General features: G+C 69.4%; 20 protein-coding genes. 9 read left to right on the top strand and 11 right to left on the bottom strand.

Annotation, left to right across the window (positions count from 1 at the left end; translation table 11 throughout):
- Positions 1–15 precede the first annotated feature (15 nt).
- From ACSQ14_RS08940 to ACSQ14_RS08925, 4 genes are all read right to left on the bottom strand, one after another.
- Positions 16–1,176 (bottom strand): acetyl-CoA C-acetyltransferase, encoded by a 1,161-nt coding sequence (locus tag ACSQ14_RS08940; RefSeq protein ID WP_436011813.1) that lies wholly within the window; start codon positions 1,174–1,176, stop codon positions 16–18.
- 2 nt (positions 1,177–1,178) lie between these two features.
- A complete protein-coding gene (locus ACSQ14_RS08935) occupies positions 1,179–1,967 on the bottom strand; it encodes an enoyl-CoA hydratase/isomerase family protein (RefSeq protein WP_436011811.1) in 789 nt (262 codons plus the stop codon).
- Between the two features lie 4 nt (positions 1,968–1,971).
- Positions 1,972–2,733, bottom strand: a complete 762-nt coding sequence (locus ACSQ14_RS08930; protein WP_436011809.1) for an SDR family NAD(P)-dependent oxidoreductase — start codon at positions 2,731–2,733, stop codon at positions 1,972–1,974.
- Positions 2,734–3,002: 269 nt separating this feature from the next.
- Positions 3,003–4,187, bottom strand: coding sequence for an acetyl-CoA C-acyltransferase (locus ACSQ14_RS08925; RefSeq protein ID WP_436011807.1), 1,185 nt, complete (start codon positions 4,185–4,187; stop codon positions 3,003–3,005).
- 123 nt (positions 4,188–4,310) lie between these two features.
- Between ACSQ14_RS08925 and ACSQ14_RS08920 the strand changes: the two genes are divergently transcribed.
- The 4 genes from ACSQ14_RS08920 (at position 4,311) to ACSQ14_RS08905 (ending at position 7,445) form a co-directional block, all read left to right on the top strand.
- The gene (locus ACSQ14_RS08920) at positions 4,311–4,922 is read left to right on the top strand and encodes a TetR/AcrR family transcriptional regulator (RefSeq protein WP_436011805.1); all 612 of its coding nucleotides are present in this window, start codon (positions 4,311–4,313) and stop codon (positions 4,920–4,922) included.
- Between the two features lie 117 nt (positions 4,923–5,039).
- Positions 5,040–6,032 carry an NAD(P)H-dependent flavin oxidoreductase gene (locus tag ACSQ14_RS08915; protein ID WP_436011803.1) on the top strand — a complete coding sequence of 331 codons (993 nt, stop codon included), beginning with the start codon at positions 5,040–5,042 and terminating at the stop codon, positions 6,030–6,032.
- 95 nt (positions 6,033–6,127) lie between these two features.
- Positions 6,128–7,042: an alpha/beta hydrolase gene (locus ACSQ14_RS08910; protein ID WP_436011801.1), complete on the top strand. Its 915-nt coding sequence runs from the start codon at positions 6,128–6,130 to the stop codon at positions 7,040–7,042.
- Positions 7,043–7,121: 79 nt separating this feature from the next.
- Positions 7,122–7,445, top strand: a complete 324-nt coding sequence (locus ACSQ14_RS08905) for an antibiotic biosynthesis monooxygenase family protein (RefSeq protein WP_436011799.1) — start codon at positions 7,122–7,124, stop codon at positions 7,443–7,445.
- 19 nt (positions 7,446–7,464) lie between these two features.
- Here ACSQ14_RS08905 and ACSQ14_RS08900 read toward each other — a convergent pair whose 3' ends face one another.
- Complete coding sequence (locus ACSQ14_RS08900; RefSeq protein WP_436011797.1) at positions 7,465–7,776, bottom strand: Rieske (2Fe-2S) protein; 312 nt, start codon at positions 7,774–7,776, stop codon at positions 7,465–7,467.
- A 308-nt stretch (positions 7,777–8,084) separates the two neighbouring features.
- Here ACSQ14_RS08900 and ACSQ14_RS08895 point away from each other — a divergent pair, with 308 nt between their 5' ends.
- Both ACSQ14_RS08895 and ACSQ14_RS08890 read left to right on the top strand, forming a co-directional pair.
- Entirely contained in the window at positions 8,085–8,549 is a 465-nt protein-coding gene (locus tag ACSQ14_RS08895) for a VOC family protein (protein WP_436011795.1), read from the top strand.
- Positions 8,550–8,597: 48 nt separating this feature from the next.
- A complete protein-coding gene (locus ACSQ14_RS08890) occupies positions 8,598–10,340 on the top strand; it encodes an FAD-dependent oxidoreductase (RefSeq protein ID WP_436011793.1) in 1,743 nt (580 codons plus the stop codon).
- A 208-nt stretch (positions 10,341–10,548) separates the two neighbouring features.
- Here ACSQ14_RS08890 and ACSQ14_RS08885 read toward each other — a convergent pair whose 3' ends face one another.
- Genes ACSQ14_RS08885 through ACSQ14_RS08870 form a run of 4 tightly spaced genes read right to left on the bottom strand, consistent with a single transcriptional unit; the run spans position 10,549 to position 15,799 of the window.
- Complete coding sequence (locus ACSQ14_RS08885) at positions 10,549–11,595, bottom strand: aldo/keto reductase (protein WP_436011791.1); 1,047 nt, start codon at positions 11,593–11,595, stop codon at positions 10,549–10,551.
- A gap of 44 nt (positions 11,596–11,639) precedes the next feature.
- On the bottom strand, positions 11,640–12,698 hold the full coding sequence (locus tag ACSQ14_RS08880; RefSeq protein ID WP_436011789.1) for an ABC transporter substrate-binding protein: 1,059 nt from the start codon (positions 12,696–12,698) through the stop codon (positions 11,640–11,642).
- Positions 12,699–12,715: 17 nt separating this feature from the next.
- Positions 12,716–14,182, bottom strand: a complete 1,467-nt coding sequence (locus tag ACSQ14_RS08875; RefSeq protein WP_436011787.1) for an aldehyde dehydrogenase family protein — start codon at positions 14,180–14,182, stop codon at positions 12,716–12,718.
- A gap of 57 nt (positions 14,183–14,239) precedes the next feature.
- A complete protein-coding gene (locus tag ACSQ14_RS08870; RefSeq protein ID WP_436011785.1) occupies positions 14,240–15,799 on the bottom strand; it encodes an AMP-binding protein in 1,560 nt (519 codons plus the stop codon).
- 111 nt (positions 15,800–15,910) lie between these two features.
- Here ACSQ14_RS08870 and ACSQ14_RS08865 point away from each other — a divergent pair, with 111 nt between their 5' ends.
- Positions 15,911–16,486, top strand: coding sequence for a TetR family transcriptional regulator (locus tag ACSQ14_RS08865; RefSeq protein WP_436011783.1), 576 nt, complete (start codon positions 15,911–15,913; stop codon positions 16,484–16,486).
- A gap of 51 nt (positions 16,487–16,537) precedes the next feature.
- On the top strand, positions 16,538–17,104 hold the full coding sequence (locus ACSQ14_RS08860; protein ID WP_436011781.1) for a lytic transglycosylase domain-containing protein: 567 nt from the start codon (positions 16,538–16,540) through the stop codon (positions 17,102–17,104).
- Positions 17,105–17,296: 192 nt separating this feature from the next.
- Here ACSQ14_RS08860 and ACSQ14_RS08855 read toward each other — a convergent pair whose 3' ends face one another.
- Complete coding sequence (locus ACSQ14_RS08855) at positions 17,297–19,765, bottom strand: alkaline phosphatase PhoX (protein ID WP_436011779.1); 2,469 nt, start codon at positions 19,763–19,765, stop codon at positions 17,297–17,299.
- Between the two features lie 127 nt (positions 19,766–19,892).
- Positions 19,893–21,020: a phosphotransferase gene (locus ACSQ14_RS08850; RefSeq protein ID WP_436011777.1), complete on the bottom strand. Its 1,128-nt coding sequence runs from the start codon at positions 21,018–21,020 to the stop codon at positions 19,893–19,895.
- A 295-nt stretch (positions 21,021–21,315) separates the two neighbouring features.
- On the opposite strand from ACSQ14_RS08850, the gene ACSQ14_RS08845 reads away from it, so the two are divergent.
- Complete coding sequence (locus tag ACSQ14_RS08845) at positions 21,316–21,630, top strand: TrbC/VirB2 family protein (protein WP_436011775.1); 315 nt, start codon at positions 21,316–21,318, stop codon at positions 21,628–21,630.

Raw genomic sequence — 21,630 nt, 5'->3', positions numbered from 1 at the left:
TCCCCTGCCCTTGCCTTAGAGGCGTTCGATGATGGTGGCGTTGGCGACGCCGCCGCCTTCGCACATCACCTGCAGGCCGTAGCGCTTGTTCTGGTTGCGCAGAGCATGGACCAGCTGGGTCATCAGCTTGGCGCCGCTGGCGCCGAGCGGGTGGCCGAGCGCGATCGCGCCGCCGTTGACGTTCATCTTCTCGCGGTCCGCGCCGGTGTTCTTCAGCCACGAGAGGGCGACGGCGGCGAAGGCCTCGTTGACCTCGAACAGGTCGATGTCGTCGAGCTTCAGGCCCGCGCGCTCCAGCACCTTCTTGGTCGCCGGGGCCGGCTCTTCCAGCATGATCACCGGGTCGCCGGCGGTCACCGCGAAGGTGTGGATGCGGGCGAGCGGCGTCAGGTTGTGCTGCTTCAGCGCCTTCTCGTTGACGATCAGCAGCGCGGCCGAACCATCGGTCATCTGGCTGGCGTTGCCAGCCGTGACCGTGCCGCCTTCCAACAGCGTCTTGAGGCCGGCCATGGCCTCCATCGAGGCGTCGTAACGCACGCCCTCGTCGGTGTCGAAGACGCCGTCGGCCGTGGTGATCGGCACGATTTCGCCCTTGAAGGCGCCGGCCTTGATCGCCGCCGCTGCGCGCTGGTGGCTGCTCAGCGCGAAGGCGTCCATCTGCTCGCGGGTGAAGCCGTACTTGTCGGCGATCATCTGCGCGCCGACAAACTGGCTCGGCTCCGGCGCGCCGACCCGCTCTTGGATCGCCTTGCTCCAGGGCGCCGCGCCGACGCCGGCGTCGGCGAAGAACTTGATGTTCCCGCCCATCGGCACGCGGGTCATGTGCTCGACGCCCATGGCGACGACCATGTCCTGGGTGCCCGACATCACCGCCTGGGCGGCGAACTGCACCGCCTGCTGCGAGGAGCCGCACTGACGGTCGATGGTCACCGCCGGCACGCTCTGCGGCAGCTTCGAGGCCAGCACCACGTTGCGGGCGAAGGCGAACGACTGCTCGCCGCCGTTGGTGACGCAGCCGACGATCACGTCGTCGATCGCCGCCGGGTCGATGCCGGCGCGTTCGACCAGGGCGCTCAGGACGGCGCCGCCGAGGTCCGCGGGGTGCACGCCGAGCAGCGCACCCTTGCGACGGCCACCGGCGCTACGGGTCGCCGCTGCGATATAAGCTTCCGCCATTTTCAACCTTCCTCAAGGAACCGGGGCGCGCGCTTCTCAAGGAAGGCCGCCACCCCTTCCCGTCCTTCGCGAGCGCGGGACTGGGTGGAGATGGAGCGGCTTTCCAGCGAGAGCTGGGCGTCCAGTGAGTTCGAATAGCTTTCGACGAGCATCCGCCGGGTCGCGCCGAGCGCGGCCGTCGCGCCGCGGGCGAGATCGCCGGCGAGCTTGGCGGCCTCGTCCTGCAGCGTGCCGGCCTCGACCACGCGGGTGATCAGCCCGAGGCTTGCGGCCTCGTCGGCCTTCACCCGGCGGTTGGTCAGGCAGAGTTCCTGAGCCTTGCGCAGGCCGATCAGCCGCGGCAGCAGCCAGGTCGTGCCGCCGTCCGGCGTCAGCCCGATACCTGTGTAGGCCAGGCTGAAGCCGGCCGACGGCTCGGCCAGCACGATGTCGCCCATGATCGCCAGGCCGATGCCGGCGCCCGCCGCCGAGCCGTTCACCGCGGTGATCAACGGCTTGGGCATCCGCGCGAACACCGAGATCGCCGAGTGCAGGTACGAGGTGATCTCGCGGAGGAACTCCGGCAGGGCGTCGCCGGCGGCCTGGAAGGCCGCGACGTCGCCGCCGCCGCAGAACAGCTTGCCGGCGCCGGTCAGCACGACGCAGCGGATCGCATCGTCGGCCTCGCAGCGGATGGACAGCTCCATCAGTTCGCGGGCCATCGGAATGTCGACCGCGTTGCCGACCTCCGGCCGGTTCAGCGTGATGGTCGCGACCGGCCCGTCGACTTCGAAAAGGACGCCGTTGGCCATCGGCTTATTTCGGCGCCATGCGGATCGCGCCGTCGAGGCGGATCACTTCGCCGTTCAGCATCGGGTTGGCGATGATGCTGCCGGCGAGCTGGGCGTACTCCTCGGGTTTGCCGAGGCGGCTCGGGTGCGGAACCATCTTGCCGAGGCTGTCCTGGGCGGCCTGCGGCAGGCCCAGCAGCATCGGCGTCAGGAAGATCCCCGGCGCGATGGTCATCACGCGGATCTGGTGCTGCGCCAAGTCGCGCGCCACCGGCAGGGTCATGCCGACCACGCCGCCCTTCGACGCGGCGTAGGCCGCCTGGCCGATCTGGCCGTCGTAGGCCGCGACCGAGGCGGTGTTGATGATCACCCCGCGCTCTTCGCCGACCGGCTCGGCCGCCGCCAGACGCGCGGCGAAGCGGGCGATCATCTGGAAGGTGCCGATCAGGTTGACCTGGATGGTCTTGGCGAAGATCTCGGCCGAGTGCGGGACGTTCTCGCGGCCGACGGTCTTCACGGCCGGGGCGATGCCGGCGCAGTTGACCAGCACCCGGGCCACGCCGTTGGCGGCTTCGGCCGTGGCGAGGCCTTCGGCGATGCTGGCGTCGCTGGTCACGTCGACCTTGACGAAGGTCGCGCCGATGGCGGCGGCGTGCGCCTTCCCGACTTCTTCATTGAGGTCGAAGATGGCGACCTTGGCGCCGGCGTCCGCCAGCATCTTCGCCGTCGCGCCACCCAGGCCCGACGCGCCACCGGTGACGATGGCGCCGATCCCTTTCAACTCCACGACGAGACTCCTTCAGATTTTGGGTTGGACCTACACGCGGCCTGGGAACGGCGCCAATCGCGCCGCCCGCGGGACCGCAGAATTCTACCGATAGGGACATGTCGCCCTGCACAGGGAAGATATCTCCCCGCGGCGACCGTGTGATCTCACGGAACAGGGACGCCACCAAGCGCCCCGCAGTCCGCTTCCCCGCCGTGCGGGGAAGCGCCTCCAGGCGCGCGACGGAGAGGGCGTTCCGCATCCGCGATCGCCCTCCCCGCCTCGCCGGATCAGACCAGCTCGACCGCCATGGCGGTGGCTTCGCCGCCGCCGATGCAGAGGCTGGCGACGCCGCGCTTCAGGCCGCGGTTCTCCAGCGCGCCCAGCAGGGTCGCCAGGATCCGCGCGCCGCTGGCGCCGATCGGGTGGCCGAGCGCGCAGGCACCGCCGTTGACGTTCAGCTTCTCTTCCGGGATCTGCAGCTCGCGCTGGGCGATCATCGCCACCACGGCGAAGGCTTCGTTGACCTCGAACAGGTCGACGTCGTCGACGGTCCAGCCGGCCTTCTTCAGCAGCTTCTGCATCGCCGGCACCGGCGCGGTGGTGAACAGGCCGGGCTCGTGGGCGTGGGCCTCATGGGCGACCACCTTAGCCACGATCGGCAGGCCGAGCTTCTTCGCCACGCTCTCGCGGGTCATCACCAGGGCCGCGGCGCCGTCGGAGATCGACGAGGAGTTGGCCGGGGTGATGGTGCCATCCTTGAGGAAGGCCGCCTTCAGCGACGGGATCTTCTCCGGCTTGGCCTTGCCCGGCTGCTCGTCGGTGTCGATCACCGTCTCGCCGCCGCGGCCCTTCACGGTGACCGGCGTGATTTCCTTCTTGAACGCGCCGCTCTCGATCGCCGCCTTAGCCTTCGACAGCGAGCCCAGGGCGTAGGCGTCCTGGTCTTCGCGGGTGAACTGGTACATGCGCACCGCGTCCTCGGCGAAGGCGCCCATGGCCTTGCCCGGGGTGTAGGCGTCTTCCAGGCCGTCCATCATCATGGTGTCGACGATGGTGTCGTGGCCGATCCGCGCGCCGCCACGGTGCTTCGGCAGCGCGTAGGGCGCGTTGGTCATGCTCTCCATGCCGCCGGCGACGATCACGTCGGCGCTGCCGGCCGCGAGCGCGTCGTAGGCCATGATCGCGGCCTGCATGCCCGAGCCGCACATCTTGTTGACGGTGGTGGCCTGGGCGCCCAGCGACAGCCCGCCGTGGATCGCGGCCTGGCGGGCCGGCGCTTGGCCGAGGCCGGCCGGCAGCACGCAGCCCATGTAGATGCGCTCGACCGCGGCCGGATCCACCTTGGCGCGCTCGACGGCGGCGCGGACGGCGGTGGCGCCTAGGTCGGTCGCCTTCACATTGGTGAAGTCGCCTTGGAAGCCGCCCATGGGCGTACGGGCGTAGCCGGCGATGACGACGGGATCAGCGGTCATGGATGCGCTCCACAAAGGGAATGAGTTGCAAAACCGGCTAGTCGGTAAGCTACTGGTGAGTATATTGGTGCTGCGCGGCCATGGTCAATCGACCTCGGCGCAAGTTGGAGCCCCAGCCCGCACGTGAACCACTCGCCATTCCGCACTCCGGCCGAGCGCCAAGCCGAGCGCGAGCAGAAGCGCGAGGCGGTGCTGCGGGCGGCGGTGCGCATGTTCAACAGCCAGGGCTTCCACACCACGTCCCTCGACGACGTCGCCGCGAGCCTGGGCGTCAGCAAGCCGACCATCTACCACTATCTCGGCAACAAGGATCAGGTCCTGCTCGAGTGCGTGACCCGCGGCGTCGAGCAGTTGCGCGCCGCCGCCGACGCGGCCCACGCGCAACCGGGAACCGGCTTCGATCGCCTCAGCGATTTTCTCCGCCGCTACGCCGTGATCATCATGGACGACTTCGGCCGCTGCGTGATCCGCACCGCCGACGAGCAGCTGACCAACGAGAGCTCCGCGCGCTTCCGGGCGATCAAGCGCGAGATCGACAAGGCCATGCAGGGCTTCATCGCCGAAGGCGTCGCCGACGGCTCGATCGTGTCGAGCGACATCACCCTGACCGGCTTCACCCTGGCGGGCGCGCTCAACTGGCCGGCGCGCTGGCACAAGGCCGACGGGCGGCTGAGCCCCGAGGAGGTCGCCACCCAGATGGTCGACATCCTGATGCGCGGCCTGGCGCCGCGCTGACCGCCAGAGGCAGCAGGATGTTCAGCCCGAGCCACGCCGGTCGGTTGACAACCCAAGCCCGCCGCATCTACTCGCGAGTAACTTACTGACCGCCGCGTTCTGACAAAGGTATCCGACATGGCTCTGCGCACGCGTTTCACGGAGCTGGTGGGCATCGAGCATCCCATCGTCCAAGGCGGCATGATGTGGGTCGGCCGCGCCGAACTGGCGGCGGCCGTCTCCAACGCCGGCGGCCTGGGGATCCTCACCGCCCTCACCCAGCCGACCCCGGACGACCTGCGCCGCGAGATCGACCGCTGCCGGACGCTGACTGACAAGCCGTTCGGCGTGAACCTGACCATCCTGCCGTCGGTCACCCCGCCGCCGTACGCCGAGTACCGCAAGGCGATCATCGACAGCGGCATCACCGTCGTCGAGACCGCCGGCCACAAGCCGCAGGAACACGTTGACGACTTCAAGGCCCATGGCATCAAGGTGGTCCACAAGTGCACCGCGGTGCGCCACGCGCTGTCGGCTGAGCGGATGGGCGTCGACGCCATCTCGATCGACGGCTTCGAGTGCGCCGGCCACCCGGGCGAAGACGACATCCCCGGCCTGATCCTGATCCCGGCCGCAGCCGACAAGGTGAAGATCCCGATGATCGCCTCGGGCGGCTTCGGCGACGGCCGCGGCTTGGCCGCGGCGCTGGCGCTGGGCGCCGAGGGCATCAACATGGGCACGCGCTTCTGCGCGACCGTCGAGGCCCCGATCCACCAGAAGGTCAAAGACTTCCTCGTCGCCAACGACGAGCGCGGGACCAACCTGATCTTCCGCAAGTTCCACAACACCGGCCGGGTGGCCAAGAACGCGGTGTCTGACGAGGTGGTGCAGATCTCCTCGCGTCCGGACGCGGTGTTCGAGGACATCCGCCACCTGGTGTCCGGCGCCAAGGGCCGAGTCGCGCTGGAGACCGGCGACCTCGACGCCGGCCTGGTCTGGGCCGGCCAGATCCAGGGCCTGATCCACGACATCCCGACCTGCAAGGACCTGATCGACCGCATCGTCGGCGACGCCGAGCAGATCATCCGCGGGCGCCTGCAGGGCTTGCTGGCTACGCCGCAGCCGGCCTGAGCCGGCTGCGCGGGGCTGAAACAAGCTTCACTTTTCGAATAGCTTCAGCGTCGCATGCGTGCACTATCCGGGCCTAAAGCCGCCCGGAGTCGCGCATGCGCCCTGTCCTTCCGATCCTCGTCGTCGCGGCCCTGTTCGCCGGACCGACGATGGCGCAGCCTGCGCCGGCGCAGTCCGGCGAGATCGCCGCGCCGGCGGAGCCGAACGCGATTCCCCTGCTGAAGACGCGCCCCAAGGCGCGCTACCCGGAGCGGTGGGAGCCGCACGGCGCCGACAACCGCGCCATCCGCAACGTCTCCTACCCCACCCTCACGCCCTTCCTGCCGGATCCGGCGAAAGCGACGGGCGCGGCGGTGATCGTCGCCCCTGGCGGCGCCTTCTTCATGCTGTCGATCGACAGCGAGGGCTACAAGGTGGCCCGCTGGTTGGCCGACCACGGCGTCGCCGCCTTCGTGCTGAAGTACCGCACCGAGGAGACGCCGCCCGATCGGAAGGCCGCCATGGCCGTAATGAGCGAGCGGATGAAGGGCGCAGTGACCGGCGCCTCGGGGACGCCGCAGACCCCGCCGGAGGCCGTCGCAGACGCCGAGGCCGCGGTACGGCTAGTGCGCGCCCGCGCCGGCGAATGGGGGATCGACCCCGCGCGGGTCGGCTTCCTCGGCTTCTCCGCCGGCGGCATGACGGCGCTCAGCGTAGGCCTCACCGACGACAAGGCCGCCCGACCGGATTTCATCGCGCCGATCTATCCACCGATGAACGCGCGCACGGTCCCGGCCGACGCGCCGCCGATGTTCGTCGCCATCGCCCTGGACGATCCGCTGTTCGCCCAGGGCAAGCCGCTCGCGCTGCTCGACTCCTGGCGCACCGCCGGCCGGCCGGTGGAGGCGCACCTCTACGAGCGCGGCAGCCACGGCTTCGGCATGGACAGCCGCTTCGCCGGCCCGGCGCTGTGGCCGGAGGAGTTCCACGCCTGGATGAAGGACCGCGGGCTGCTCCGGCCGAAGCCTTGATCGGCGCCGCATTGCACGGTGGCCAAATCCGCGGAAAGCGGCTGTAGTCCCGGCCCTGTCCCGCGCAAGGAGAGACTCCGTGTTCATCGCGATGAACCGCTTCCAGGTCAAACTCGGCAGCGAAGCCGATTTCGAGGCCGTCTGGCTGGGCCGCGACACCCACCTCAGCACGGTGCCGGGCTTCGTCACTTTCAAGCTGCTGCGCGGCCCTGAGCAGGAGGGCCTGCGGCTCTACGCCTCCCACTCGATCTGGAAATCGCGCGCCGACTTCGAGGCCTGGACGCGCTCGGAGGCGTTCCGGCTGGCGCACAAGGACGCCGGCGACAACCGCGGCCTCTACGCCGGGCACCCGCAGTTCGAAGGCTTCGACGTGCTGCAGGAGGTGGCGGCGGACGCCGCCTGACCTCCGCTATGGGCGAGACCTAGACCTGCACCTCGACCCAGTCGTCGACGATGCGCGTCGGGAAGGTCTGGATCGGCAGCGTCGCCGGATGGTTCATGGCCTGGCCGGTCTCGAGGCTGAACCGGGCGCCGTGCACCGGGCACGAGATCCAGCCGTTGCGGATGCGGCCGCACTCGAGCTTCTCGTCGGCGTGCGAGCACCTGTTGATGATCGCAGTGATCTTGTCCTTGCTGTTGCAAAGCAGGATCTCCTTGCCGTTCACGGTCACCAGCTTGCTGGTTCCAGGAGCGACGTCGGACACCATCGCGACGCGCGTGAACGCCTCTGACATGCAGGTTTCTTCCAGGCTCATGCCGACTGAATAGCGGCTTGCGGCGCGCGACGCCCGCCCCAGACATGCTGCAAGACTTGTCTCTGAGCGCTGTCCGGGCCCATGCTGCGCCTCGTCGCCGACGCTCCCCCGGACCGCGGCGGGCCTGAAATTGCCTTGGCTTTTCAGGCCTTCACGCCCCTTCGGGGCGATAGGCGCGCCGAAGCAATTGGGCGTGCCGCGACCGTCATTTCTCGGCGGCATGCCCGCACCGAGATTGGCGTAAAGCCGTCGGCGCAGATTCAGCGCCCAGCGCCGGGAGGAACGAGTTGAGCCGCAACTATTTTCAGTTCGCTTATGTGACGAACGACTTTGATCGGGCGATGGACGAGATCGGCCGCATCCACGGCATCACCGACTACATGATCATGCGCGACGCCGACTTCGCGACCAGCGCCAACTCGATCGCCGTCTGCCACTTCGCGCTCGCCTACAAGAATGGCGTTCAGTACGAGATCATCCAGCCGCTCAGCGGCGACGATCAGGTCTACCGCCAGATCCTGCCGGAAGACGGCTACGCCACCCTGTTTCACCACATCGGCCAGCACTTCGACACCCGCGCCCAGTTCGACGAGGCGCTGGCTTCGGCGAAGTCCAAGTGGCCGGTGCCGATCGGCTTCGAGACCATGGGCGGCGTCTACGCCTACGCCGACGCGCGCAAGGACACCGGCCACCACATCGAGCTCTTCCACTTCCCGCCGGGCTCGCACCTCGACGCGGTCCCCCAGAACTGAGCCCCGCCGGCGCGCGTGAGCCCAGTGGAGACACCCGGAAAGAAGATCATGAGCAACAGCGAAACCTATGATGTCATCGTCGTCGGATCCGGGGCGGCGGGCGCCACGGCGGCGCTGCGCGCGAAGGAACTCGGCCTCTCGGTCCTGATCGTCGAGAAGACCAACAAGTTCGGCGGCACCTCGGCCACCTCCGGCGGGGTGATGTGGGTGCCGAACCACGACCTGGCGGAGACCGGCGACAGCCGCGAGGAGGCGCTCCGCTACCTCGACAGCGTCGTCAAGGGACCGGTCCAGCGCGATCGGATGGAGACCTACGTCGACCAGGCGCCGGAGATGATCCGCTTCCTGAAGTCGCTGAAGTTCGACCTGATCATGGCCAACTGGGCGGACTATTTCCCCGACGCGAACGGCGCGCGCGCCGACCGCTCGATCATCTGCCCGACCTACGACGGCCGGAAGCTGGGCGAGCAGTTCATCTTCATGCGTGAGCAGTTCTCGCGCTTCAAGCTGTTCCGCCGCTATTCGATGGACCTGGTCGAGACCTTCTCGATCCTGGCCCGCTCGAAAGGCTGGATGAACAACGTCGTCCGGATCATCAAGAACTACTGGCTGGACGTCGGCACCCGCCAGTTCACCGCCCGCGACCGCCGCTTCACCATCGGCGCGGCGCTGATGGGCCAGCTGTACGAGCGGATCTTCGCGCGCGGGGTCGAGGTGCGGCTCGACACCAAGCTCGAGGAGCTGATCCTCGCCAAGGGCGAGATCACCGGGGTGCGGGTCTCCAGCTTCGGCCGCCGCTACGACATCGCCGCGCGGCACGGGGTGATCATCGCCACCGGCGGCTTCGAGTGGAATCAGGAGCTGCGCGACCGCTTCTTCCCGATCCCCACCCTCACCCGCTTCACCTCGACGCCGGAAGACGCCAACCGCGGCGAAGGGCTGTTGGCTGGCCTGAAGGTCGGCGCGGCCACCGAGCACACCGAGAGCGGCTGGTGGATCCCGACCATGAAGATCCCCTCGCCCAAGGCCTCCAACTACGAGGAGATCCACCAGGCAGCGTTCGACGTCGGCCGGCCGCACAGCGTCTGCGTCAATCGCAACGGCGTGCGGTTCGTCAACGAGGCGACCGGCTACGACCTGTTCGGCGCGGCGATGGTGGCCGACCACCAGAAGACCGGCGCGAACGTGCCCTGCTGGCACGTCTTCGACGCCCTCTACCGCGACAAGTTCACCTGCGGCGGCTTCATGCCGACCGCAATCATGCCGGACTGGCGGATCCCGAAGGACTGGTGGGACCACTACATCTTCAAGGCCGACACCATTGAGGAACTGGCGCGCAAGATCGGCGTGCCGGCCGAGACGCTGGCCCAGACCGTGAAGACCATGAACGGCTACGCCGCGAGCGGCGTCGACGCCGAGTACGGCCGCGGCGGCAACGCCTATGACGTGATGTTCGGCGACCCGACCGTGAAGCCGAACCCCTGCATCGGTCCGATCGAGAAGGGGCCGTTCTACGCGGTGCCGATCAACCTCGGCGACCTCGGCACCAAGGGCGGCCTGAAGGCCGACGCTTCCGCCCGGGTGGTCGACGGCGAAGGCCGGCCGATCCCCAACCTCTACGCCGCCGGCAACGCCTCCGGCTCGCCGTTCGGCAACTGCTACCCGGGCGCCGGCGCGACCATCGGCCCGGCCATGGTCTTCGGCTTCGTCGCCGCCAACGACATCGCCGCGCGGACGCAGAACCAGTCGAAGGCGGCGGGGCGAAAGAAGTCGGTGACCGCGGCGGAGTAGGTCCCAAACCCGTCATCCCGGACGGCCTCCAAGGCCGATCCGGGACCCAGGGGCCGTACGCGCGGCTCCTGGGTCGCGGCTCTCCGCTGCGCTACGGCCGGGATGACGAATTTTGAATTGAAGCGGCGGTTTCAGCCGCGGAGCTTGCGGCCTTCACCCCCCTCACCCGCTCCGCAGGAGCTCCCCCTGAGGGGGAGCATCTTTCGCTTTAGCTGTCGCCCTCAGCCACCGGCGGCAGCAGCGGCAGGACCGGGTTGCGGCCGCCGCCGAAGTCGCGGTTCATGTAGTACGGATAGCGCAGCGGCAGCTCGCTCGCCTCGTCGAGCCGGGCGATTTCGGCGTCGCTCAGCGACCAGGTCGCCGCGGCGAGATTGTCGGCCAGTTGCTCCGAGGTGCGCGCGCCGATGATGATCGAGGCCACGCCCGGCTTGCGCGCCACCCAGTTCAGCGCGACCTGCGAGGCGCTGGCCCCTGGCCGGTCGGCGGCGATCTTTTCCAGCAGGTCGACCACCCCACGCGCCCGCTCGGTGTCGATCCGCGCAAAACGTTCGCCGCCCGCGAGCCGGCCGCTGTTGGCGCCATGCTTGAACTTGCCGCTGAGGTAGCCCGAGGCGAGCGGGCTCCAGATCAGCGCGCCGACGCCCTCGTGCACGCCGAGCGGCAGCAGTTCGCTCTCCGCGTCACGGTCGAGCAGCGAATACTGGATCTGCTGGCCGACGTAGCGATTGAGGTTCAGCCGGTCGGAGGTAGCCAGCGCCCGCATCTTGGTCCAGCCGGCGTGGTTGGACGAGCCGATGTAGCGGACCTTGCCGGCGCGGACGAGGTCGTCCAGCGCCCGCATCGTTTCCTCCGGCGGGGTCAGCAGGTCCTGATTGTGGATCTGGTAGAGGTCGATGTAGTCGCTCTTCAGCCGGCGCAGGCTGGCTTCGCAGGCCTCGAGGATGTGGTGGCGGCTGCCGCCCGTGTCGTTCTCGCCAGGGCCGGTCCGGCCGAAGAACTTGGTGGCGATCAGCACCTGCTTGCGGCGGGCGCCGAGCGCCTCGGCCAGCACTTCCTCGGACTGCCCCTCGGAGTACATGTCGGCGGTGTCGAACAGGTTCACCCCGGCCTCGAGGCACATGTCGATCTGGCGCTTGGCCTCGGCGCCCTTGGTGTCGCCGATGCCGGCGAACATCCCCGCCCCGCCGAAGGTCATCGCCCCGAAGCTGTAGACCGAGACCTTGAGGCCGCTGCGGCCGAGCTGACGGTATTCCATGGCGCTCTCCCTGATGCGTCGGTCCGTCGGGGTTCGAGCCCCGCTCAGCCGCCGACGTCGTCCACTTCGATGCTCTCGCCGTTACGCCACTGGCGCATCACGAGGTAACGCCCGTGCAGGGCGCCGCGGTCGTGCACGCCGAAGCCCAGCAGGGTCCCTTCGCGGCCCTCGGCGGCCGGCAGCCACTTCACCTGCTCCAGCCCCTCACGGACCCCTTCACGGGTGAGCTCCGGCGCACGCGCCAGGCCTTCGGCGACCAGCCGGCCGAGGTCATAGCCCTTGGCCGCGGCGAGCGCCGCGCTCGGCCGCAGGCCCAGCCGCTCGCGCAGCGCCGCCAGCGTGCGGTTGCCGTCGGAGTGCATATCGACATAGGCCCAACCGTCGACCACCGCGGCGAAGTCCCCGTAGTAGCCGCGGATGCCGGCGGTGTTCATCGCCCGCGGGCCGGTCCAGCCGCGCGCGGTCAGCGCCCGGGCCACGGCCGGCGCCGCCAGGCCGAGCCCGAGATAGAGCACCCCGTCGGGCCGCGCCTCGATCAGTTCGTCGACCTCGGCGCCGGCCTCTTCCGCCAGCGGCGACAGCCCGATGGCGGCGACGATCCGCAGGCCGAGCACCTCGGCTTCGTCCTGCAGGAACTGCAGGTGCCGCCGGCCGATCGGCGAGCGGTCGGACGCCACCGCGATCCGCTGCGCGCCCTGGGCGGCGAGGTGACGGGCCAGCAGGATCGACTCGTCCTCGTGCGAGCCGACCTGCAGGTGGAACATGTAGTCGCCGCGGGCCCGCTCGGAGCCGGCCCAGTTCAGCGTCGGGGTGCGCGAGGCCTCGGCCAGCGGCGTGGCGACCAGCGCATTGTCGCCGATCGCCGGCCCGACGATCAGCAGCGCGTCCTTGGCGACCAGCTCGGCATGGGCCCGCTCGACCGCCCCGGCCGTGCCCTCGGGCAGGCCGAGGCCCCAGGCGTGGACGAACTCGACCTCGCGATCGAGCCGTCCAGCGGCTGTGAGTTCATCGACGCAGAGGCGCAGCCACCGCTCGATGTCGACCAGTCCGGGCGGGCCGTCCGCCATGTCGTTGAGGATACCAACGCGAAGCGGCGCAGCCATGGCCCGAACCTCCCGGCCTACTTGCGGTAGCCGATGGTCTTGGTCTCGAGATACTCCTCGATGCCCTCGACGCCCCAGGCGCGGCCGATGCCGCTGTGCTTGTAGCCGCCGAACGGCAGGTCGCCGGTGATCGGCACGCCGCCGTTGACGCTGATCGTGCCGGTGCGGATACGCTCGGCGATCTTCATCGCCCGGTCGAGATCGGCGCTGACGACGCCGCCGGAGAGGCCGTAGACGCTATCGTTGGCGATGCGGATCGCGTCCTCGTCATCCTCGAACGGGATCACCACCAGCACCGGCCCGAAGATCTCTTCCTGGGCGATGCGCATGTCGTTGGTCACGTCGACGAAGCAGGTTGGCTCGACGAACCAGCCCGCGCCCATGTCGGGCCGCAGCTTGCCGCCGGCGATCAGCCGCGCGCCTTCCTTCACACCCAGGTCGATGTAGGCCTTCACCCGCTCCATCTGCTTCTTCGAGATCACCGGACCCATCGGACAGGCCGGATCGTCGAAGTGGCCCCACTTGTCCTCGAACGCCTTGTAGGCCTGGGTGAGGATGGCTTCGGCCTCGGCGTAGCGGCTCTTCGGCACCAGCAGCCGCGACTGCACGGCGCAGCCCTGGCCGGCGTGGAACACCAGCATGGTCTGGGCTACCGACTGGGCGAAGTTCGGCGCGTCCTCGAGGACGATGTTCACCGACTTGCCGCCGAGCTCGAGGAAGACCCGGGTCATGGTCTCCGCGCCCTGGCGCATGATGTGTTTGCCGATCGCCGTCGAGCCCGTGAAGGTGATCAGGTCGACGCGCGGATCGGTGACCAGCAGCTCGCCGGCCTCAGCCGGGTCGGACGCCGTGATCACGTTCAGCACGCCCGGCGGGAAGCCGGCCTCGACGGCCAGTTCGCCGAACACCGCGCCCAGCGCCGGGGTGTCGGGCGCCGGCTTCAGGATCACCGTGCAGCCGGCCAGCAGGGCCGAGACCACCTTCTCGGCGTTGACGTACAGCGGCACGTTCCACGGGGTGATCGCGCCGACGACGCCGATCGCCTCGTTGACGGTCTTGCGATGGGTCGTGAAGCCGTAGGTCTCCTTGGTCCCGCGATCGCGTTCCCAGACCACTTGCGGGAACACGCTCATCAGGTCGCCCCAGGCCTCCAGCGCCAGGCCGACCTGGGCCCGGTTCACGGCGACCAGCGAGGCGCCCGCTTCGTAGCGCGCCAGTTCCCCCAGCCGCTCCTTGTTGGCGGCGAACAGGTCGTAGAGCTTCTTGACCAGCTCGTAGCGCTTGGCGTGATTGGTCGACCAGTCGGTGGTGTCGAACGCCTTGCGCGCGGCGGCGATGGCGTCCTCGACGTCCTGCGCCGAGGCGTCGGCGGCGTGACCGACGACTTCGCCGGTCCACGGGTTGACGTTCTCATAGGTGCGGCCGCCTTGCGCCTGGCGCAGCTCGCCGCCGATGTACAGCTTGGTTTCCGGCAGAATGGTCATGGTTCGCTCCCTTGTCCGTACTTGATCAGGTCATCGCCGTGGGCGCTACCACCCGGGTCAGGACATCGCCTGGGCGTAGAGCGCCCGGAGCGCCTTCTTGTCGGGCTTGCCGACTGGCGTCTGGGGAATGCTCTCGACGAAGTCGACGGTCTTGGGGGCCTGGAACGACCCCTTGCGGGCCGCGACCAGGCTGGCGAGCTCCTCGGGCGTCGCCGCCTGACCGGCCCGCAGCACCACCACCGCCGTGACGGCTTCGCCCCACTTCTCGTGCGGCACGCCGATCACCGCCACCTGGGCCACCGCCGGATGCTCGGCCAGGATGTCCTCGATCTCCCGCGGATAGACGTTGAAGCCGCCGGTGATGATCATGTCCTTGGTGCGGTCGACGATGCGCAGGAAGCCGTCCGGATCCTTCACCGCCACGTCGCCGGTATGGTGCCAGCCGCCCGCCCAGGTCTGGGCCGTCAGCTCGGGGTTGTCGCGATAGCCGTCGAACACCAGCGGTCCGCGCACGCAGATCTCGCCCGGTTCGCCGTCCGGGACCGGCTGGCCGTCAGCGTCGAGCAGCGCGAGATTGATCCACGGCGTCGGGCGGCCGCAGCTGGCCAGCCGGCGCAGGTCGTTGGGATCATGGTCGGCCTTGCGCATGTAGGTGATCACCATCGGGACCTCGGCCTGGCCGTAGTACTGGGCGAACACCGGGCCGATCCGCTCGATCGCCTCCTTCAGCCGGACCGGCGACATGGCCGAGGCGCCGTAGAACACCGTCTCCAGGCTCGACAGGTCGAACTCGTCGAACTGCGGGTGGTCGAGCATGGCGTAGATCATGGTCGGCACCACCAGCATGCAGTTGATGCGGTGGTCCTGGATCGCCTGCATCACCGCCCCGGCGTCGAAGCCCGGCAGCACCATCAGCGTGCCGGCCTTCAGCAGGGTCGGCAGGATCATCGCCGAGCCGGCATGGCTCAGCGGCGCGCAGGACAGCACCCGCAGCGGTGTCGGCCATTCCCACTCCGCCATCATCAGCTGCAGGGTCGTCAGGCTGACCCGCTGGGTGGTGGTCAGGCTCTTCGGCTTGCCGGTGGTGCCGCCGGAATAGCCGAGCCGCGTGATGTCGTCGGCCTTGCCCCGCGGAGCGACCAACGGCTGCGGCTGGAAGCCCTCGGCGATCTGGCAGAGGTCCGGCCCCAGCGGGGTCTCGCCGAAGGCGACCAGCCTGAGGCCGGGCATCCGCTCGGCCAGTTCGGCGGCGCGGGTGGCGTACTTGCCGGCGTCGAACACCAGGATCTCGACCCCGGCGTCGGTCAGCGCGTGCAGGTGGTCGGCGACGCCGGCCAGCGGGTGCAGCGGTACGGAGATCCCCGCCAGGATCTGCACCGAATGGCCGACGTGCAGCACCTCCGGCCGGTTGGGCGACAAGAGGCCCACCCGGGCGCCCGCCCCCACGCCGAGGCTCGCCAGCGCCTGGACGTACTGGCTGGTGGCGTCGCGCACCTCGCCGACCGTCAGGATCGGGCCGCCCAGCAGATGCAGCAGCGGTCGCTGGGGATCCTGGTTCAGCGCATTGACCAGGACGTCGGGCACATAGAGGGGGCGGTGCAGGTCGTCGGCGCTCATGTCGGGGTCCCCAGGCGGTGGCGTGTGGCGGCGGTCTATAGGGCGAGGCCGTGAGTTATCCGGCGGCGACTTGCGGCTTGTCCAGCCTGCCGACCCTGGATACTCGACGGCATGGACCTGCCCTCACCGCCGCGGCGGCGCAACGCCGAGCTGACCAAGGCGCAGATCCTGACGGCCGCCCAGAAGGCGTTTTCCTCTGTAGGCTACTCGCAGGCCGGCATTCGCGACATCGCCGAGATGGTCGGCGTCTCCTCGACCATCCTGCTGCGTTACTTCGGCTCCAAGGCCGGGCTGTTCGAAGCCGCGTTGCGCGACATCCTCGACGTCGGCCTGATGATCCCCGAGGAGCGCGGGCGCTTCGGTCGCCGGATCGCCGGGCTGCTAGCGCATCCGCAGCTCGACTATAGCCCGCACGCCATGATCGGCCTCTCCACCGGCGACCCCGACGCCCGCGCGATCGCCACCCGGGTGTTGCAGGAGCGCGCGCTCGCCCCGCTCGCCGCCTGGCTAGGGGCGCCGAACGCGGAGGCGCGCGCCACGCAGGTCATCACCCTGTGCACCGGCTTCGTGCTCTACAGCTACCAGCTCAAGGTGCTGCCGGCGCGCGAGAGGCCCGACCCGCAGATGGTCGACTGGCTGGCCCGCAGCCTGCAGGCGATCGCCGACCAGTCCGAAGCTTCATCATAGCGTCACGGCCGGGCGCCAAGGCGACTGCAAGCAGCGGGGTGCAAGGGGCGCATGGCGATACGGATCGGGGCCGCCTGCGTGGCGGCGCTGGCGCTCGCGGCGGGCGCCGCGCGCGCTGACGTCCTGGAGATCGCCGCCGACGGCGCGGTCACCACCTACGCCGGCGCCATGGTGCACACCGACGGCGGCGCGACCGCCCTTGTCCCGCCCGCCCGGGCTATCGCCGGCGATCCGACGCTCGACATCCACCGCGCCATCGCCGACGCCGCCCAGCGTTACGCCCTGCGCCGCGACCTCGTCGAAGCCGTCGCCTGGCAGGAGTCGCGGCTGCGACCCGCGGCGATCTCGCCCAAGGGGGCGGTGGGGGTCATGCAGCTCATGCCGGCCACCGCCCGCGACCTCGGCGTCGATCCGTTCGACCTCAAGCAGAACATCACCGGCGGCGCGGCCTACCTCGCCCAGCTGCTGCGCCGCTACGACGGCGACCTGCGGCTCAGCCTGGCGGCCTACAACGCCGGCCCCGGCGCGGTCGATCGCCACCGCGGCGTGCCGCCCTTCCCCGAGACCCAGGCCTATGTCGCGGCGATCTTGAGCCGGCTCGGCCAGCCAGAGCGCTGAACGCCCCCTCCGTCTCGCGCCTGCGGCGCGATCCACCTCCCCCGCTTTGCGGTGGAGGAGCGGGTCGCTGCTCCCCCGCAGGCGGGGGAGCTGTCGGCGCAGCCGACTGAGGGGGCGTTCGGCGCCTCGCAGCGCCCAAAACAGAAGAGGCCCGCCGAAGCGGGCCTCCGAACAGCGCCTGGACCGCCGGGCTCAGAGCCCGACCACCCCGCCGTCGTTCTTGGTGATGACGATGGTCGCCGAGCGCGGCCGGGCCACCGCCGTGGCGCTGGTCTGGCTGGCCGGCCAGTTGCTGGAGAAGGTGTTCGGGAAGCCCGAACCGACCTCTTCGCCCGGGTGCTGGATGTTGACGAACAGGGTGCAGCCGTCCGGCGTCGAGTCGATGCCGGTGATCTCGCACTCCTTCGGCCCCACCAGGAAGCGCCGCAGCGAGGTGCCCGGCGCCTTGCCGACCCGGGTGGTCTGGGTGGCGGTAGTCGCGCCGCTGGTGTTGGTGATGGTCTTCGTCCCGCCGTCGCCGACGGTCCCCGGCATCGCCGCCAGCATCATGCAGTTGGTGACGTCGGTGTAGGCGCCGTCGTCGGTCTGCAGCCACATCAGCGGGTTGACCATGCCGGCCGGGTTGGTCGAACGCGAGAAGTAGAGGCCGTCCGGGCTGGAGAAGTCGTTGCTGGCGTCCAGGCCGGAGATGTTGATGTTCGCCGCGTCGAGATCCGCGCCCGCGCCGAAGGCGTAGATGTCCCAGGTGAAGGTCGTGGCCTCGGAGGTGTCGCCGGTCTCGCGCAGACGGATGATGTGGCCGTTCGGGTTGCCGGTCTGGGCCGCCGCGGCCGCGCCCTTCGGATCGTTGTAGAAGCGCGGGTTGGCGGCGTCGGTGGCGGTGATCGGCCGCGAGCTGGCGTTGGTGTTGGTCAGCGTCAGATAGACCTCGCCGTTCACCGGGTTCACCGCGACCCACTCCGGCCGGTCCATCTTGGTGGCGCCCACGGCGTCGGCGGCGAGGCGGGCGTTCACCAGCACGTCGGCCTGGTCGGCGAACGGATAGGTGGTGTTGGCGGCGGTCAGCGGGCCCTGGCCGAACACCAGCGGCAGCCATTGGCCGGCGCCGTTCGCGTCGAACTTGGCGACGTAGAGCACGCCGGCGTCGAGGTACTTGTCGCCGACGGCCAGGCGGTCAGCAGCGGTGGCGTCGGCCGCGCTCCAGACGGTGTTGGAGACGAACTTGTAGAAATAGTCGTTGCGGTTGTCGTCACCCATGTAGACGGCGAACTTCACGCCCGGCTTCAGCAGCGACAGCTTGGCGTTCTCGTGGCCCATCCGGCCGAGCGCCGTGCGCTTGCGCGGCGTCGAGGTCGGATCATAGGGGTCGATTTCGACCACCCAGCCGAACTGGTTCGGCTCGTTGCGGAAGTCGGCGGTGGCGTCGGCCCCGGTCGCCGAAGCGTTCCAGCGGGCGTAGGTGGTGTTCGACGCGCTCGCCGGCGTCACCGTGGCCCAGCCGAAGTTGCCGCTCGCGCCCTGGGCGACGCCGTAGCGGTTCAGCGCGGTGACCTCCTTGGCCGCGCGCGCGGCGTTGTCGGTCGCCGAGCGGCGGAAGTAGCCGGCCCAGTTCTCCTCGCAGGTCAAGTAGGTGCCCCACCCGCTGGCGCCGGCGGCGCAGTTGTTGATGGTGCCACGGCCTTGGGTCCCATTGGTCGAATAGGCGGTGCGCAGCAGCGCCGAGCCGGCCACCGGACCGCGGAACGTCATGGCCGTCAGCGGGGTGATGCGGCGGTTCAGCGTCGAGGCCTGCACATAGCCCCAGGCCGAGGCGCCGCGGGTGACTTCGATGACGCTGACGCCGTGCGCCTCGACCTCCTTCAGCGCCTCGGCTTCCGGACGCGTGCCGGCGGTCGGGCCGTTCGGGTGCAGGTAGCGCTGGCTGATGTTCTCGTGGTTCATCACCAGCAGGCCGCGGGCGTTGGCGGCGTCGTCACGCGCCGCGCCGCTGGCGCCCAGGCCGAAGAAGGCCATGCCGTCGTGGTGGTCGCCGGCGCGGCTCGCGAAATTCGTGTCCGTGCCGTTGTTGGCGTAGGCCGAGGTCGCGGCGGCGATCGGATCGCCGAGGCGGTACAGCACCGTGACCGTGTAGCCATCCGGCACGGTGACGATGTCGTTCTGGTTCTTCGGCACCGCGGTGAAGCCGAGGCTCGACGGTTGCACCGTGACCGTGGTGTCGGCCGACGAGGTCTTGCCGTCGGCGTCGGTGGCGGTGAAGCGGAAGCCGAGCGGGGTCGAGCTGCTCACGCTCGGGGCCATGAAGCTGGCGGTGTTGGTGTTGGCGTTGAACAGCGTGACCGACGGCCCGGAGGTCTGAGTCCAGGTGACGCTGGAGACCGAAGCGCCGTCGGTCGCCGTGCCGGCCAGCGACACCGAGCGGCCGGCGCTGGTGGTCGCCGAGGCGCCGGCGCTCACGGACGGCGCATCGTTGCCGTCGCCGCCGCAGGCCGCCAGCGGCAGGCCGCCGAACACCGCCAGCGCGGTCGCCGAGAACCCGCCGCGCAGTAGGTTACGCCTGGAATAACGTTGGTCGATAATGTCCTGGAGGCTGGAATTCCCCGGGACGTTCGTGTTTAGAACACCGTCCGTGTAGGAATTGTCGAGATCGCTCTTCTTGGCCATAGTGCCCCCACAAACGAAAAAGCTGCGCCGTGGCGCGGTTCGCGGGATGCCTATCCTTTGAGCTACAAGCTTTTGTGACGTGAACGCTACGGCGACGTGACATCCATCCGCAGCGTTCCTTGCCGCCTCAGCCGAGCGCGTCGATCAGCCTGCCGGTCTCGAGGTCCTCGTAAGCGGTCATGATCCGCAGGTGGTTCATGACGGTGATCTCCCAGCCGTAGTTGACCACCGGCGTGGTCAGCCAGCCGATGTAGACGCCCCAGACCATCGCGCGGCGGTACTCGAGCCAGAGGTCGTCGAGGCTGGGCGCGTCGGCGACGCCCTTCGCCAGCAGCTGCTCGCGGTAATAGGCCAGCAGCTCGCGCTCGTGGGTCCGGCGCTCGGCCACCGGAAGCGCGGTCGCCACCAGATAGCTGACGTCGTGCATGGCGTAGCCCTGGGAGGCCAACTGCCAGTCGAGCAGACCGCCGCGGCCGTCCGGCAGGGCGTAGGTGTTCCCGATGTGGGTGTCGCCGTGGCAGACCGTCTGCGGCAGCCGCGCCTGATGCGCCTGCACCCGCTGGAAGCCGCGGAACAGGCCGTCGACCGTGGTCCCGAGCCGCTGCACCATCTCGCGCTTGAACTGCTCCTGCTCGACCTGCTGGGCGATGAAGGCCGGCGCGGCCTGCGGGGTGTTGAAGACCAGGTGGAGGTCGCCGCGGGTATGGGCCTCCATCCAGCTCAAGCCGTCGGCGAAGTCCGGGCTGTTCCAGAAGCGGGCGTGCAAGCTGGCGAGCTGGTCCAGCAGCGAGCGGACGGTGTCGAGGCCGACCGGCGTGGTCACCGCGCCAAAGCTCGCCCCGCGATCGCGCAGATCCTCCATCAACAGCAGGAAGGTGGCCGTCTCCGGGTCGTAGACGCCACCCAGCACCGCCGGGGCCTCCAGGAAGGTCGAGGGTTGCAGGCGGGTGTAGACGTTCACCTCGTTGCGATAGAGCGCACCGGTGCCGCGCACCCGCTTCGGGTCGTCCGAGGTCGGATCGGTCTTGGCGACCTTGATGATCAGGCTCCGCGGCAAGTCCCTCGGCGCCGACGCCGCATAGGTCGGCGCGATCACCATCCGCCCGGCCGAGGAGGCCTGGCCACCGCCCCAGAGGTGGGTCTCCGTCACCGTAAAGTCCGTCAGCGCCACGCCCGGCGACTGCGCCGCGAGCAGTGCATTCAGGTGATCCACAGTCAGGTCCTGCGGATCGGTCGGCAGCCTGGTCCCAGCCATTCGGCGTTTTCTCCCAATTTGTTAGCGGACGAACTTGAACCGAATTTCCAGCGCCGGCGCGGCACGTGGCGGGCGGCGTCACAAAACTTCGCAGGAAGGACGATCAAAGCGTCACACGACTGAGGCAGCAACGGGGGCCGAAAAAGGGGCCTTCGCCATGCGGGCTGCACGATCCGTGATCCAACCCGTCGCCGCCGCCGGCTTCATGACACTGATAGGTTGCGATCGCGCAAAATTGCCACCAAAGCGTCACACGGCTGAGGCAGCAACGGCGGCGTTAAATGGGGGGCTTGGCATGCGCATTACACGATCCGTGATCCAACTCGTCGCCGGGGTCGGCGCCTTCGCTGTGGCCAGCGCGGCGCAGGCCCAGGCGCTCGACCCGGCGGGCTCCGGCGCGATCTCCGGCGCGCTCGGCTGGCTGCAGGGCACGCTGCTCGGCACCGTCGCCACCGTCGCCGCGGTGATCGCCGTCGCCGCCGTCGGCTTCATGACCCTGACCGGCCGGATGAACTGGCGGCACGCCGCCACCGTGGTGCTGGGCTGCTTCATCCTGTTCGGCGCGACCGCCATCGTCGCCGGCATCCGCCAGACCGCCGTGGGCTTCTGA

The organism is Phenylobacterium sp. LjRoot219 (genome assembly GCF_964252995.1).
In the GTDB taxonomy this organism is placed as follows: Bacteria; Pseudomonadota; Alphaproteobacteria; order Caulobacterales; family Caulobacteraceae; genus Phenylobacterium.
The sequence above is the reverse complement of the archived record's forward strand: the minus strand, read 5'-3'. Positions and strand labels throughout refer to the sequence as shown.

Bases quoted from the DNA above. Each gene is read 5' to 3' on its own strand.
- ACSQ14_RS08940 (WP_436011813.1), bottom strand. From the start codon at position 1,176: ATGGCGGAAGCTTATATCGCAGCGGCGACCCGTAGCGCCGGTGGCCGT.
- ACSQ14_RS08935 (WP_436011811.1), bottom strand. From the start codon at position 1,967: ATGGCCAACGGCGTCCTTTTCGAAGTCGACGGGCCGGTCGCGACCATC.
- ACSQ14_RS08925 (WP_436011807.1), bottom strand. From the start codon at position 4,187: ATGACCGCTGATCCCGTCGTCATCGCCGGCTACGCCCGTACGCCCATG.
- ACSQ14_RS08915 (WP_436011803.1), top strand. From the start codon at position 5,040: ATGGCTCTGCGCACGCGTTTCACGGAGCTGGTGGGCATCGAGCATCCC.
- ACSQ14_RS08910 (WP_436011801.1), top strand. From the start codon at position 6,128: ATGCGCCCTGTCCTTCCGATCCTCGTCGTCGCGGCCCTGTTCGCCGGA.
- ACSQ14_RS08900 (WP_436011797.1), bottom strand. From the start codon at position 7,776: ATGTCAGAGGCGTTCACGCGCGTCGCGATGGTGTCCGACGTCGCTCCT.
- ACSQ14_RS08890 (WP_436011793.1), top strand. From the start codon at position 8,598: ATGAGCAACAGCGAAACCTATGATGTCATCGTCGTCGGATCCGGGGCG.
- ACSQ14_RS08885 (WP_436011791.1), bottom strand. From the start codon at position 11,595: ATGGAATACCGTCAGCTCGGCCGCAGCGGCCTCAAGGTCTCGGTCTAC.
- ACSQ14_RS08880 (WP_436011789.1), bottom strand. From the start codon at position 12,698: ATGGCTGCGCCGCTTCGCGTTGGTATCCTCAACGACATGGCGGACGGC.
- ACSQ14_RS08875 (WP_436011787.1), bottom strand. From the start codon at position 14,182: ATGACCATTCTGCCGGAAACCAAGCTGTACATCGGCGGCGAGCTGCGC.
- ACSQ14_RS08870 (WP_436011785.1), bottom strand. From the start codon at position 15,799: ATGAGCGCCGACGACCTGCACCGCCCCCTCTATGTGCCCGACGTCCTG.
- ACSQ14_RS08865 (WP_436011783.1), top strand. From the start codon at position 15,911: ATGGACCTGCCCTCACCGCCGCGGCGGCGCAACGCCGAGCTGACCAAG.
- ACSQ14_RS08860 (WP_436011781.1), top strand. From the start codon at position 16,538: ATGGCGATACGGATCGGGGCCGCCTGCGTGGCGGCGCTGGCGCTCGCG.
- ACSQ14_RS08855 (WP_436011779.1), bottom strand. From the start codon at position 19,765: ATGGCCAAGAAGAGCGATCTCGACAATTCCTACACGGACGGTGTTCTA.
- ACSQ14_RS08850 (WP_436011777.1), bottom strand. From the start codon at position 21,020: ATGGCTGGGACCAGGCTGCCGACCGATCCGCAGGACCTGACTGTGGAT.
- ACSQ14_RS08845 (WP_436011775.1), top strand. From the start codon at position 21,316: ATGCGCATTACACGATCCGTGATCCAACTCGTCGCCGGGGTCGGCGCC.